This window comes from Mesorhizobium sp. M1227 (assembly GCF_040318315.1).
Taxonomy (GTDB): Bacteria; Pseudomonadota; Alphaproteobacteria; order Rhizobiales; family Rhizobiaceae; genus Mesorhizobium.
The window spans coordinates 48,060-60,876 of record NZ_JAMYLZ010000005.1 but is presented as its reverse complement, the minus strand read 5'-3'; the positions used below and the strand labels follow the sequence as shown (position 1 = coordinate 60,876).

15 protein-coding genes are annotated in these 12,817 nt (G+C 63.2%); 4 read left to right on the top strand and 11 right to left on the bottom strand.

All coding sequences use genetic code 11. From position 1 onward, the window contains the following. Nucleotides 1-16: 16 nt before the first annotated feature. From glnT to NKH28_RS09260, 10 genes are all read right to left on the bottom strand, one after another. On the bottom strand, nucleotides 17-1,324 hold the full coding sequence (gene glnT, locus NKH28_RS09305; RefSeq protein ID WP_023673983.1) for a type III glutamate--ammonia ligase: 1,308 nt from the start codon (nucleotides 1,322-1,324) through the stop codon (nucleotides 17-19). 33 nt (nucleotides 1,325-1,357) lie between these two features. Then, a complete protein-coding gene (locus tag NKH28_RS09300; RefSeq protein ID WP_023673984.1) occupies nucleotides 1,358-2,686 on the bottom strand; it encodes an FMN-binding glutamate synthase family protein in 1,329 nt (442 codons plus the stop codon). 6 nt (nucleotides 2,687-2,692) lie between these two features. Next, nucleotides 2,693-3,427: a GltB/FmdC/FwdC-like GXGXG domain-containing protein gene (locus tag NKH28_RS09295; RefSeq protein WP_352453795.1), complete on the bottom strand. Its 735-nt coding sequence runs from the start codon at nucleotides 3,425-3,427 to the stop codon at nucleotides 2,693-2,695. A 4-nt stretch (nucleotides 3,428-3,431) separates the two neighbouring features. Further along, nucleotides 3,432-4,325 carry a class II glutamine amidotransferase gene (locus NKH28_RS09290; RefSeq protein WP_352612295.1) on the bottom strand — a complete coding sequence of 298 codons (894 nt, stop codon included), beginning with the start codon at nucleotides 4,323-4,325 and terminating at the stop codon, nucleotides 3,432-3,434. An 84-nt stretch (nucleotides 4,326-4,409) separates the two neighbouring features. After that, the gene (locus NKH28_RS09285) at nucleotides 4,410-4,742 is read right to left on the bottom strand and encodes a hypothetical protein (RefSeq protein WP_352978553.1); all 333 of its coding nucleotides are present in this window, start codon (nucleotides 4,740-4,742) and stop codon (nucleotides 4,410-4,412) included. Next, a complete protein-coding gene (locus NKH28_RS09280) occupies nucleotides 4,739-5,419 on the bottom strand; it encodes a hypothetical protein (RefSeq protein WP_352978551.1) in 681 nt (226 codons plus the stop codon). The genes NKH28_RS09285 and NKH28_RS09280 overlap by 4 nt, the downstream gene beginning before the upstream one ends. 46 nt (nucleotides 5,420-5,465) lie before the next feature. Continuing rightward, nucleotides 5,466-6,866: an APC family permease gene (locus NKH28_RS09275; protein WP_352978549.1), complete on the bottom strand. Its 1,401-nt coding sequence runs from the start codon at nucleotides 6,864-6,866 to the stop codon at nucleotides 5,466-5,468. A 15-nt stretch (nucleotides 6,867-6,881) separates the two neighbouring features. After that, nucleotides 6,882-7,043 (bottom strand): hypothetical protein, encoded by a 162-nt coding sequence (locus tag NKH28_RS09270; protein ID WP_023673991.1) that lies wholly within the window; start codon nucleotides 7,041-7,043, stop codon nucleotides 6,882-6,884. A gap of 15 nt (nucleotides 7,044-7,058) precedes the next feature. Further along, nucleotides 7,059-7,436 (bottom strand): hypothetical protein, encoded by a 378-nt coding sequence (locus NKH28_RS09265; protein WP_023673992.1) that lies wholly within the window; start codon nucleotides 7,434-7,436, stop codon nucleotides 7,059-7,061. 12 nt (nucleotides 7,437-7,448) lie between these two features. Next, a complete protein-coding gene (locus NKH28_RS09260; RefSeq protein ID WP_023673993.1) occupies nucleotides 7,449-7,736 on the bottom strand; it encodes a hypothetical protein in 288 nt (95 codons plus the stop codon). A 287-nt stretch (nucleotides 7,737-8,023) separates the two neighbouring features. Here NKH28_RS09260 and NKH28_RS09255 point away from each other — a divergent pair, with 287 nt between their 5' ends. The 4 genes from NKH28_RS09255 to NKH28_RS09240 are packed head-to-tail and all read left to right on the top strand — an operon-like array spanning nucleotide 8,024 to nucleotide 11,780. Then, nucleotides 8,024-9,157: an aminomethyl transferase family protein gene (locus NKH28_RS09255; RefSeq protein WP_352978547.1), complete on the top strand. Its 1,134-nt coding sequence runs from the start codon at nucleotides 8,024-8,026 to the stop codon at nucleotides 9,155-9,157. Nucleotides 9,158-9,171: 14 nt separating this feature from the next. After that, nucleotides 9,172-9,768 carry a dimethylamine monooxygenase subunit DmmA family protein gene (locus NKH28_RS09250; protein ID WP_352542204.1) on the top strand — a complete coding sequence of 199 codons (597 nt, stop codon included), beginning with the start codon at nucleotides 9,172-9,174 and terminating at the stop codon, nucleotides 9,766-9,768. Next, on the top strand, nucleotides 9,765-10,730 hold the full coding sequence (locus NKH28_RS09245) for a PDR/VanB family oxidoreductase (protein ID WP_352978545.1): 966 nt from the start codon (nucleotides 9,765-9,767) through the stop codon (nucleotides 10,728-10,730). The genes NKH28_RS09250 and NKH28_RS09245 overlap by 4 nt, the downstream gene beginning before the upstream one ends. 9 nt (nucleotides 10,731-10,739) lie before the next feature. Next, complete coding sequence (locus tag NKH28_RS09240; RefSeq protein WP_352502038.1) at nucleotides 10,740-11,780, top strand: heme-dependent oxidative N-demethylase family protein; 1,041 nt, start codon at nucleotides 10,740-10,742, stop codon at nucleotides 11,778-11,780. Nucleotides 11,781-12,015: 235 nt separating this feature from the next. On the opposite strand, the gene NKH28_RS09235 is transcribed toward NKH28_RS09240, so the two are convergent. Beyond that, nucleotides 12,016-12,738: a helix-turn-helix domain-containing protein gene (locus tag NKH28_RS09235; RefSeq protein ID WP_352502037.1), complete on the bottom strand. Its 723-nt coding sequence runs from the start codon at nucleotides 12,736-12,738 to the stop codon at nucleotides 12,016-12,018. Nucleotides 12,739-12,817 lie beyond the last annotated feature (79 nt).

The following is a 12,817-nucleotide window of genomic DNA, read 5'->3' as shown; positions in this document are numbered from 1 at the left end:
GTGCAACAATTCCGGATCAGATGTCGAGCGTGTGGTCGCGCTCCCACTGGGTGAAGTGGGAAGCATAGGAATTCCATTCCTGCTGCTTGAGCTTTAGATAGGCCGACGAGAATTCCTCACCCAGCGCCGCCTTGAGCGATTTGTCGTTGTCAAACTCGCGCAACGCGTCGAGCAGGTTGAGCGGCAGCTTCGGCGCGCCCTCGACCGTATGGCCGAACTGGTACATGTCGATATCGTAGCGCCTGCCGGGGTCGGCCTTCGAGCGGACGCCGTCAAGGCCGGCGGCGATGATGACGGCCTGCAGCAGATAGGGGTTTGCCGCGCCGTCCGGCAGGCGCAGCTCGAAGCGGCCGGGGCCGGGCACGCGCACCATGTGGGTGCGGTTGTTGCCGGTCCAGGTCACCGTGTTCGGCGCCCAGGTGGCGCCGGAGATGGTGCGCGGTGCGTTGATGCGCTTGTAGGAATTGACCGTCGGGTTGGTGATGGCGGCAAGCGCGGACGCATGTTTCATGATGCCGCCGAGGAAATTCCTGCCCTTGGCCGACAGGCCGAGCTCCATCGCATTATCGGCAAAGACATTGGTCTTGCCATCTTTGTCCCACACCGAGATATGCGCATGGCAGCCATTGCCGGTCAGGCCCTGGAAGGGTTTAGGCATGAAGGTTGCGCGCAGGCCGTGCTTCTCGGCGACCGATTTCACCATGAATTTGAAGAAGGAATGCTTGTCGGCGGTCGCCAGCGCATCGTCGAAGGCCCAGTTCATCTCGAACTGGCCGTTGGCGTCCTCGTGGTCGTTCTGGTAGGCGCCCCAGCCGAGCGCCAGCATGTGGTCGCAGATCTCGGCGATCACGTCGTAGCGGCGCATCACCGCCTGCTGGTCGTAGCAGGGTTTCGACGCCGTGTCATATTCGTCGGAAATCGTCTTGCCGTCCGGCGAGATCAGGAAGAATTCGGCCTCGACGCCGGTCTTGATGTGCATGCCGTCGCCAGCAGCCTCCGCGATCAACCGCTTCAGCGTGTTGCGCGGTGCCTGCTCGACCGATTTGTCGTCCATGATGCAGTTGGCGGCGACCCAGGCGACCTCCGGCTTCCAAGGCAACTGGATCACCGAGGCCGGATCCGGCACCGCCAGCATGTCGGGATGCGCCGGCGTCAGATCGAGCCAGGTGGCAAAGCCGGCAAAGCCGGCACCGTCCCGCTGCATGTCGGCGATCGCCTGCGCCGGCACCAGCTTGGCGCGTTGTCCACCGAACAGGTCGGTGTAGGATATCATGAAATATTTGACGCCCTTTTCCTTGGCGAAGGCGGCGAGATCGTTCCCCATTATAGTTCCTCGCTTACTGGCATTTGGTTTGTCTTAGAAGCCGTTCTTGCCCGGTATCCAGTTGGTGCCGGCCAGCGGCACGCCGGCCATGGCGGCGGCTTCGATCGTCAAGGCCACAAGATCCTCGGGCTCGAGATTGTGCAGGCTGTTCTTGCCGCAGGCGCGGGCGATTGTCTGAGCCTCAAGTGTCATCACCTTAAGATAATTCGCCAGCCGTCGGCCGGCCGCTATCGGATCGACCCGTTTCATTAGCTCGGGATCCTGCGTGGTGATGCCGGCCGGGTCGCGACCCTCATGCCAGTCGTCATAGGCGCCGGCGGTGGTGCCGAGCTCGTTGTATTCCGCCTCCCAGCGCGGGTCGTTGTCGCCGAGCGCGACAAGCGCTGCCGTGCCGATCGACACCGCGTCGACGCCGAGCGCCAGCGCCTTGGCGACGTCGGCGCCGTTGCGTATGCCGCCGGAGACGATCAGCTGCACCTTGCGGTGCATGCCGAGATCCTGCAGCGCCTGCACGGCCGGCCTGATGCAGGCAAGCGTCGGCTGGCCGACATTTTCAATGAACACTTCCTGGGTCGCCGCAGTCCCGCCCTGCATGCCGTCGACGACGACGACATCGGCGCCCGATTTCACCGCAAGCGCGGTGTCGTAATACGGCCGCGCGCCGCCGACCTTGACGTAGATCGGCTTCTCCCAGTCGGTGATCTCGCGCAGTTCGAGGATCTTGATCTCGAGGTCGTCCGGCCCGGTCCAGTCGGGGTGGCGCGAGGCCGAGCGCTGGTCGATGCCTTTCGGCAGCGTGCGCATTTCGGCGACGCGGTCGGAGATCTTCTGGCCGAGCAGCATGCCGCCGCCGCCTGGCTTGGCGCCCTGGCCGACGACCACTTCGATCGCGTCGGCGCGGCGCAGGTCGCGCGGGTTCATGCCGTAGCGTGACGGCAGATACTGGTAGACCAGCGTCTTCGAATGGCCGCGCTCTTCCTCGGTCATGCCGCCGTCGCCGGTCGTCGTCGAGGTGCCGGACAGCGTCGCGCCGCGGCCAAGCGCTTCCTTCGCCGGGCCGGACAGCGAGCCGAAGCTCATGCCGGCAATAGTGATCGGGATTTTCAGTTCGATCGGTTTTTTCGCATAGCGCGAGCCGAGCACGACGCTGGTGTCGCAGCGCTCGCGATAGCCTTCGAGCGGGTAGCGCGAGATCGAGGCACCGAGGAACAGAAGGTCGTCGAAATGCGGCAGCTTGCGCTTAGCGCCGGCGCCGCGGATGTCATAGATGCCGGTCGCCGCGGCGCGGCGGATCTCGGAAAGCGTGTAGTCGTCGAAGGTCGCGGATTTGCGCGGCGTCGTCGGCGGGTTGCGATAGGTCATTGAGCCTCAATACGCGTCGGCGTTGTCGATATTGAAATTGTAGAGGGTACGAGCCGAGCCATAACGCTTGAACTCCGCCGCCTTGACGCCGGTCACGCCGGCGCGGTCGAGCAAGCCTTGCAGCAATTCGAGATGCTCGGGCCGCATCTCCTTGGCGATGCAGTCGGCGCCGAGGCTTTCGACCTTGCCGCGCACGAAAAGCCGCGCCTCGTAGATGGAATCGCCGAGCGCGTCGCCGGCGTCGCCCAGCACCACCAGATTGCCGGATTGCGCCATGAAGGCCGACATGTGGCCGATATTGCCATGGACGACGATGTCGATGCCTTTCATCGAGATGCCGCAGCGCGACGACGCGTTGCCTTCGATGACGAGCAACCCGCCCCGGCCGGTGGCGCCGGCATACTGGCTGGCATCGCCTTTGACGACGATCTGGCCGGACATCATGTTCTCGCCGACGCCGGGCCCGGCCGAGCCATGCACGGTGATGGTGCCGCCGTCGTTCATGCCGCCGCAATAATAGCCGACGCTGCCGCGCACATCGATGGCGACCGGCTGGTCGACGCCGACGGCGACCGAATGGCTGCCTCGCGGGTGGAGCACCTCCCAGGCGGTCTCGTTCGAACCGGGCGCCAGATCGTGCAGCGCCTGGTTGAGCTCGCGCAGCGACATTTCGGCCAGGTCGAAGACCCGTGACGCATGGCCCGGCTCGCGAGCCGCCTTGGAGAGGTTAATTGCCGGCATTGGTTCAATGCTCCCAGAAATAGACGGTTGCGGGCTCGGGTTCCCAGACCTTCGCATTGTCTATGCCGGGCAGTTTGGTGAGCGCACGATATTCCGAGCCGAAGGCGACATACTGGTCGGTTTCGGCCATTACGGCGGGCTTGCAGGCGATCGGGTCGCGCACCACGCCGAAGCCGTTCTTGGTGCCGACGACGAAGGTGAAAAACCCGTCGAGATCACTCAGCGTGCCTTCCAGCGCCTCGCCGAGGTTCTTGCCATGCGCCATCTGCGAGGAGAGATAGGCGGCAGCGACCTCGGTGTCGTTCTCGGTCTCGAATGTCATGCCTTCGCGGATCAGCTCGCGGCGGACATTGTTGTGGTTGGACAGCGAGCCATTATGCACCAGGCACTGGTCGGCGCCGGTCGAGAACGGATGCGCGCCCATCGTCGTCACCGCCGATTCGGTCGCCATGCGGGTATGGCCGATGCCGTGGGTGCCGGTCATCTCGCGGACGCCGAAACGGTCGACGACCGCTTCCGGCAGCCCGACTTCCTTGTAGATTTCGACGACGTCGCCGGCGCCCATGATGCGGATGTCGGGGCGCAGCGTCTGGATCGCCTCGCGCGCTTCGTCGATCTTGGCAGGCATCGTCCGGACCACGGCATGCGTCGACTTCGCAGCAATGCTCACCGGCGCGCCGATTGCCTTGGCAAGTTCGGCGTCGAGGCCGCGGAAATCGCGCTCCGGCTTGGCCGACTGGATGGTGATCTTGGCTTCATTGGAGGACGCGCCATAGATGGCGATGCCGGCGCTGTCGGGACCGCGATCGCTGAGCGAGATCAGCATCTCCGACAGCATCGCGCCAAGCTGGGGCTCGAGCGACTTGTCCTTCAAAAACAGTCCGACGATTCCGCACATGTCAGCCTCCGCGAGTTTGTTCCCTCCGAGATGTATCGAATGAGTCCCGGGAATTCAATTGGTATGAAAAAAATTTTCCTGTCGTTATATATCGGCTGAGGCGCCGCCGGCCGCACTATCGCTGCGCTGGCCGCCATTGTGAACCCATTTGGCATAGCGGATGCGGGCGATCTTGTAGGCATCCAGGATCGACAGGGCATAGATCAGGAAGCCGCCGGCATGGCGTCCGACGAAGCTGGCGTCGGGCGGCGCGATCTTGGCGGTGATCCAGGCAAGGATCACCATGAAGAACAGGAATTGCAGGCCGCGCACCGGCACGCCGAGCACGACATGCCCGCTCGCCGGCAAAACGATCGCAGCGCCCAGAACCAGATAGGGGCTCGGTGGTGCGGGGGAGGTGGTGATCTGGCTGGTCATGCCGCTTGCCGTTCGCTTTGATTGATGGCATCGCGCAGCGCCGAAGCTGACGACAGCAGCCTCTCGATCAGCACCGGATCGAGCCTGACCGTGCCGAATTCGGCTTGCCGGAATACGCCGTAGCGCGCCCGCTCGGCCTCGGCCAGCAGCCAGACGATGCGCACGCCGTTCGGCGTGATCAGCAGTTCCTTGGCCCGCTCCTCGGCAAAGACATCGAGGTGATCGGCGATGATGGCTTCGGGGAAGCGCACGCCCTTGCGGTCGCTCCGCAGCACCGCCTCGGCCGGAAACCCCGCCGCCTTCGGCAGCGGATGGACGAGATGATCGAAATTGGAAAAAGTCGTCGGCGATCCCGGCCGCATCATCATATCGAAAGTGCCTGGTATCGCGACCTTTTCGGTGATCGAAACGCTCAGCCAGCGCGCCGGCAGCTTCCTGATCGCCAGCGTGTCGACGATGGTCCGCACCTGCACCCGCCGGCCGTTCCACGAGCCGGCGAAGGTAACGACGCCGGCAGTGCCGTCCGAGACGTTGGCCGCGTCGGGGATGACGGCGCGGACGCCGGCTTCGTCGGCGGCAAGCCCGGTCGAAGCCTTGGCGCGCCTGGCCCGCGCAAGCCAGGCTATATGGAGGACGAGAGCCAGGGCAACCGCCCCGGCGAGCAATGCTGAGATCACCTAACGCACCTCGTCACGCAAATGCCCGCCCAGACCGGGCGCGCCGTCAGTAGCCCTGCGGCTTCGGCCACGGCATGGTGAACTGGGCACCACGGCGCACGAATTTGTAGCGGTAGAAGTGGAACCACAGCGAGATCAGGAAGTAGAAGGCGACCATGGCGATCAGCTGCGAGCCGAAGCCGAGGAAGATCGCAAAGAAGGTGACCACGCAAAGGCAGAACAAGACGATAGCCGGCAGCGGGTGGAACGGATGGGTGTAGCCGCGGCGGATCGAGCCGAGCGGCCACTTTTTCCTGAACATGATGATGTTGATGCTCATGAAGGTGTATTGCAGCACGCCCGACAGGATCGAGAAGGTGATCGCCTGGTTGAGGTCGGCGATGAAGGCGAAGGCAAGCGCGATCGGCAGCAGGAACAAGATCGAGCGGTAGGGCGTGCGGTATTTCGGATGCACCGCCGAGAACCAGGTCGGCAGATAGCGGTCGCGGCCGAGCGAAAACCAGGCGCGCGCGGCGTCGTTGATGCAGCCATTGGCGGAAGCAAGTGCCGCAAGCAGCGTCGCGATGAACAACAGGTTCTCGAGCAGCGGACTGCCGGTCAGCTTTCCCGCGTCCCAGAGCGGGTACGGGGTGACGCCGAGATATTCCCAGGGCATCAGCGAGGCGCAGACATACCAGGTCATGGCGGCGGCGATCAGAAGCGTGATCATGCCGGCCATCGTGCCATAGGGCAGCGAGCGCGCCGGCGAGCGCACTTCCTCGGCGGCCTGCGTGGTGCCCTCGATGCCGAGATAATACCAGATGCCGAACTGGAAGGCGGCGATGACGCCGATCCAGCCATAGGGCAGCGCATTGCCGGGGGTGACCAACTCGTTCAGCTTCAGCACTGCGCCTTGCGTCCACGGGCTGACCGAAAAGAACAGGATGACGATGGAGACGTAGGCAACGGCGGTGATGACGAAATTGACGTTGAGCGTCATCAGAACGCCGCGATAGTTGAGCCATGCCAGCACGACGATGGTGGCGGCGATGAAGGAGTTGTAGCTCATCCCTTCGACGCCTGCCTTGGCGACGATTGTTTGGCCGAGCAGTATCGCGTCGGAGACTTCGAGCATGGTATAGGCAAAGACCAGGAACAGCGCGACGTTGAAGGCCATCAGCGGCCCGACGATGTGCTTGGCCTGCGCATATTGGCCGCCGGCGGCGGCGACCGTTGAGGTGACCTCGGAATCGATCATGGCGACGGAGGTGTAGAGCAGGCCGACGATCCAGCAGACCACCAGTGCGGCGAGCCCGCCGCCCTTGTCGGCGGAGAAGTTCCAGCCGGTGAATTCGCCGACCAGAACGATGCCGACGCCGAGCGCCCAGACATGGGCGGGGCCGAGCACCCTGAGCAGTGAAACCCTGTCGCCTTGCACTTGCACCGCTGGTTCAGCCGTGATCGTCATCGTTCAATCCCCCACTCAGATCCGGTGTTTTTCGGACACGGCTTCAAGTTCGCCTTCCCTGGACGAGGTCAGCATCTCTTCGGAATAGGTCGTGTCGATCTTGAACCAGTCGTAGAGCATCCACAGCGCGAGCACGATCGAGATGCCCCAGCATGCGTAAGAGAGTGCCACCCACATGACGATGCTTCCTATCTATTTGTCGCCGAACTTTTCGTCGATGACGTCGCGGTATTCGCGGTCCGATGCGCGGAACAGAAAGATGAAATAGCCGATCAGCACTGCCGCCATGATGATCAGCGTCGGCCAGTCGATGATGTAGTGGAACCGGTTCTGGATGATGTCGTGCGCGGTTTCCGGCGTGTAGCCGAGCTTTTCCCAGATCGAGGCCATGGTCGGGTTCTGGCCGAGCGCTTCCCACGTCTTGGCGTCGAGCGCGTCGATGGATTTTGCCGCCCCTGCCAGCCCTAGTTTCAGTGGCAGCCACAGCGCGACGAAAATCGCGACCACAACGACGGCGATATCGAAAACCTGTCCGGCCTTGCTCTGTTCGGGCGGTGTATAGCGGGCCATGCGTCTCCCCCCTCAGGACTTGCGGTTGCGGTAGGCGTCGGCATTCTTGATGTCGAGGCCGTAGATGAAATCCTTGTCTTCCTTGTAGTGGTTGACCATCGCCAGAATGGCGGCCGTGTTGAAGATCAGCACGGCGGCGGCGGCGACCGCGACGACGAGCTTGATGCCGGCGTCGGGGACGTATGGCCACGTCATGAACAGGACAAAGAGGATCGTCGCCCACAGGCAGACGATCAGGAGCATGGATCCACGCACGTCGGAACGGTACAGCGCTTCCACGCGCTGTTGCAGGTCGGACATCGGCTTTCCCCTTTTTCAACGCCGGTCCGGATCGGCCGGTCATTGCCCTCTTTCAAGAGAGTGAAATTTTTTTCATAAAATCCGGCCGAATTCTGGAATTGTCAAGACGATTTTACGCGACGTTAACCGTTTGTTTGGGCGCGCCGGATTTGCCTGACAATGAAATTATTTGCTTACGGGTATTGCAGGCTCCCGGCGTTTGCGATCAATATTCAAGCCAACGCTCCCGCCTGTGTGCAGGGAGCAGGGGAAAGCAAAAAAGTTTCTTTCTAACGGAGGACCAGCGGATGACGGCATCCTGGAGATTTTCGACGCTTGCGGACCGCCATCGCGCGCTCGGCTCGAAGCTCGAGGACTGGAGCGGCATGGGCACCGCCTGGACCTACGACAAGGACGCCGACGAAGAGTATATCGCCATCCGCACCAAGGCCGGCCTGATGGACGTGTCCGGCTTGAAGAAGGTCCACATCACCGGGCCGCACGCCTCGCACCTGATCGATCTGGCGACGACGCGCGACGTCGAAAAGATCTATCCCGGCAAGTCGGCCTATGCCTGCATGCTCAACGAGGCCGGCAAGTTCACCGACGACTGCATCCTCTACCGCACCGGCCCGAATTCCTGGATGGTCGTGCATGGCTCGGGCACCGGCCATGAAGAGTTGCAGCGCGCTTCCGTCGGTCGCGACGTGTCGCTGCGCTTCGACGACAATCTGCACGACCTTTCGCTGCAGGGTCCGACCGCCGTCGATTATCTGGCAAAGCATGTGCCCGGCATTCGCGACCTCAATTATTTCCACCACATGCAGACCCAGTTGTTCGGCTTTCCGGTGATGATCTCGCGCACCGGCTACACCGGCGAGCGCGGCTACGAGATCTTCTGCCGTGGCCAGGACGCCGGAACGATCTGGGACAGGATCCTCGACGACGGCAAGAGTGCCGGCATCATCCCGTGCCGCTTCACCACGCTCGACATGCTGCGCGTCGAGAGCTACCTGCTGTTTTACCCCTACGACAATTCGCAGAAATACCCGTTCGAGAACGAACGCCCCGGCGACACACTGTGGGAGCTTGGTCTCGACTTCACCGTCAGCCCCGGCAAGACGGGCTTTCGCGGCGCCGAGGAGCATTATCGCCTCAAGGGCAAGGAGCGCTTCAAGATCTTCGGCGTGCTGCTCGAAGGCAAGGAGCCGGCCGACGAGGGCGCGCCGGTCTATCGCGACGACAAAAAGGTCGGCGTGGTGACCTGCGCCATGTATTCGCCGTTGGTCAAAAAATCGATGGGCATTGCCCGGCTCGACGTCGACTGCGCGGTGCAGGGCACCAGGCTCGAGATCCGCAACAAGAGCGGCGCCATCAGCGCAACCGCCGAGCCGCTTCCTTTCGATGATCCGAAGAAGACCAAGCGCACGGCGAAAGGCTGAGGCATACTGCGGGTATGGCAGCGAAAAGCATCATCAGTCGCCCGGTCTATGGGACGCTGTCTCCGCAGCCCGGCAAGCATCATCTTTTCATAGCGGATGCAGAGGGAGCGCTGGCGATTGCCGATCTGGCCGCCAAGGCACCGGCGGATTTCTTCGGTGGCGCCCACATCATCTTCATTCCCGGACGCGATGGTAAATATGCCGATGCGCTCGAAGCCCTGAAGCCGGCACAGTTCTACCTCGGCCATTCCTTTGCCAGCGCCCTGCCGCGGCTGAAGCAGACGCTGGCCAACGCGCATATGGGACTCAGGCTCTATCTTGCCGGCACCGAGGGGCTGATCGGCCAGGCCATGCAGGCGGCGCTGGAAGCCGGCATCGACCACACCTCGGTTCAGACCGAGCATCGCGGCTCGCTGGCGCGCCGCATGCAGTGCGTCCACTGCAAGGGCATCACCGAGAACGTGACGACGCAGCCGGCAACCTGTTCGCATTGCGGCCTCTTGCTTCTGGTGCGCGATCATTATTCGCGGCGGCTCGCCGCCTTCCAGGGCGTCTGCATCAACGCCGAGGACCGCAGCGAAATTCCTCCGATCGAGGAGGTCTTTCGATGAGCACCGGCACCACCAAGCTCGATGTCGTCGTCAGCGATGTCGTTCCGATCAACGAACTGGTGACGCGCTTTCATTTCCGCCGGCGCGACGGCGAGCTTTTGCCGACCTTTTCCGGTGGCGCCCATGTCGTCGTCGAGATGCGCGATGGCGAACGCACCAGGCTCAATCCCTATTCGCTGATGGGCTCGCCGCTCGACACCAGCGAATACACCATCTCGGTGCGCCGCGACGACGCCGGCCGCGGCGGCTCGCTGTTCATGCACAGGCATGTCAGGCCGGGCACGGAGATGGTGGTCAGCTACCCCGTCAACCTGTTCTCGCTCGATCTGCGCGCCAGGAAGCACCTGATGCTGGCCGGCGGCATCGGCATCACCCCGTTCATGGCGCAGACCGCGCAACTGGCGGCGGAAGGCGGCAATTTCGAATTGCATTACACCTGCCGCACCGCCTCGCTAGGCACCTATGCCAACCTGCTCAGGGAGCGCTACGACCGCCGGGTCAGGCTCTATCACGACGACCGCGACGAGCGCGTCGATCTCGACCGGCTGCTGTCGTCGCAGCCGCTCGGCACGCATCTCTATGTCTGCGGCCCGTCCGGCATGATCGGCTGGGTGCGCGAGCGTGCCGCGGCCCTCGGCTGGCCTCCGGAGACCGTGCATTTCGAGCATTTCGCCGCACCCCAGCCCGGCGCGCCCTTCGACGTGACGCTGGCGCTCAGCGGCAAGACAATCCGTGTCGACGAGCAGCAGAGCCTGCTCGAGGCGATCGAGGCGGCCGGCGTCGATCCGCCCTATCTCTGCCGCGGCGGCGTCTGCGGCCAGTGCGAGACCAACGTCATTTCGCATGACGGCAAATTCATCCACAACGACCACTGGCTGAGCGAGGAAGACCACCATTCGGGCTGCAAGATCATGCCCTGCGTCTCGCGCTTCGAGGGCAGGTCGCTGGTGCTGGAAAGATAGGAGGCGAGCTTGGGCATCACCTTTCGTAAGGAAACCTTCCGCGACGACTTCACGTTCAGGAACAGCCCCGAGCACATCAGGCGGTTCCCGTTCCCGTTCCATGAAGACAGCTACATGTATGCCGTCAACATCGAGCCGCATGTCGTCGGGCCGAAGGGCAGCGTGCTGGAGAATTTGATCGACGTCGACGAGCACTATGTCGCCGAGATGCAGGACCGCGCTTTGGTGCTGGCCGAGGATCCGCTGCGCTGCCAGTCGCTGCCGCACATGACGCTGGCCGGCTGGGATCTGCTCGAGCTTTTGATGGAGCAGCAGGCGCTGGGCTATCCCGAGCATTTCACGCTGACGCGCCATGGCGACCGCTGGCGCTGGATCAACCGGCCGCTCGGCATCGACGACAGCTTCACATTCGGCGACGTCTCGACGCTGCCCTATGGGCCGATGGAATACATCACCCGCCAGAGCCAGGGCGATTTCTGCATTCTCGACCAGCGCGACGGCAATCTGTGGATGGATGCCGGCATGGTCACCACCCAGGCCGACTGGTCGCTCGATTTCGACATCGGCATGAACTTCTTCGAATGGCACGCGCCGGTGCCGCTGGCGCATGAGAAGGGCATCTTCGTCCGGGCGCTAAAATTCCTCACCAACATCCAGCAGGGCAAGCCGGCGCGCCGGCTGAACTGGACGATGACAATCAATCCTCGCCTCGATACCAGCCCGGAAAATTATCACAAATGGGGTCCGGACCGGACCACGGTGACGCCCAAAAACGTCGGCGACAAGGTCCATCTGCGCGTCGAGCTGCAGAGCTTCTGGCGGCTGCCGCGCTCGAATGCGATCGTCTTCCCGATCCGCTGCTACCTGATCAAGATGGACGAGCTGGTGACGCAGCCGAAATGGGCAAGGCGCCTGCACCGCGTCATCCGCGACCTTCCCGACGAACTCGCCAACTACAAAGGCCTGACGCGCTACCGCGCGACGCTGGTCGAATGGCTGTCGAAGCTGGATGACGGCAGTGCGACATCGCCGGGGTTCGGGCCGGATTGAGGTTCTGTTTGCGAGGTTCGCGCTGCCCGTCAAGCTGCCAATCTCCCCCCAAGAGGGGGAGATGCCCGGCAGGGCAGAGGGGGGCGCCGTAGAGCGCCGGCCTTTAGCCCCCTTGCGACCAATCGAGGACGAGCTTGCCCTGCAGTTCAACGTAGCAGAGACCCTAGGATCCATGCCGTTACCGTGGCCGTGGAGTGCAGCGATCCAGGATTGCTTGCGCGCCCTCATCTCCGGCTCACCCCGCGCTGCTCTGCGGATAACAGATGATCGACAAATACCGCATCGGCAGGACGCTCAGCACTTCCGGTCCGTGCGGCGCATCGGCGTCGAAGAACAGGCTGTCGCCAGGCCTCATCGGGTAGAGATTGCTGCCGTGCCGGTAAACCACCTCGCCCTCGAGCATATAGAGGAATTCCATGCCTTCATGCTGGAAGGTCGGGAACACGTCGGAATCCTCGGTCAGCGTGATCAGATAGGGTTCGACGACGACGCCGCTGGTGTTGGAGCCGATATGGCCGAGCAGATTGTACTGGTGGCCGGCGCGCGTGCCGCGGCGTTCGACGTCGAGGCCTTCGCCGGCCTTGACGAAGACGGCACTGCGCTCTTCCTCGAAGCGGCGGAAGAAGGCGGTGACGGGAACGCCGAGTGCCCGCGACAGCGCCTGCAACGTGGTCAGCGATGGCGAGGTAATGCCGTTCTCGATCTTCGACAGCATGCCAAGCGAAATGTCGGTGGCGGCAGCCAGATCGGCGACGGTGATGCCGAGCTTCTTGCGGAAGGCCCGCACCTCGCGGCCGATGGCGACCTCCAGGACTTTTTCGCGGGTGTCGCGAATGGCGTGCGGGTTCTGGGTGAGCGGCGCGCGTATCTTGCGCGGATCGACTGCAGCGACCGACGGCTTGGCCTTGGCGGCGACGACGGCCGCAGCGGGCTTTAGACTGGATGCTTTTTTCGCCATGTTGCCACCCCGGACCTTGCCGATTCATTTCACTCACGGTGAACATATTCGGTGCCGATACAGAAGCGCAACTGCCACG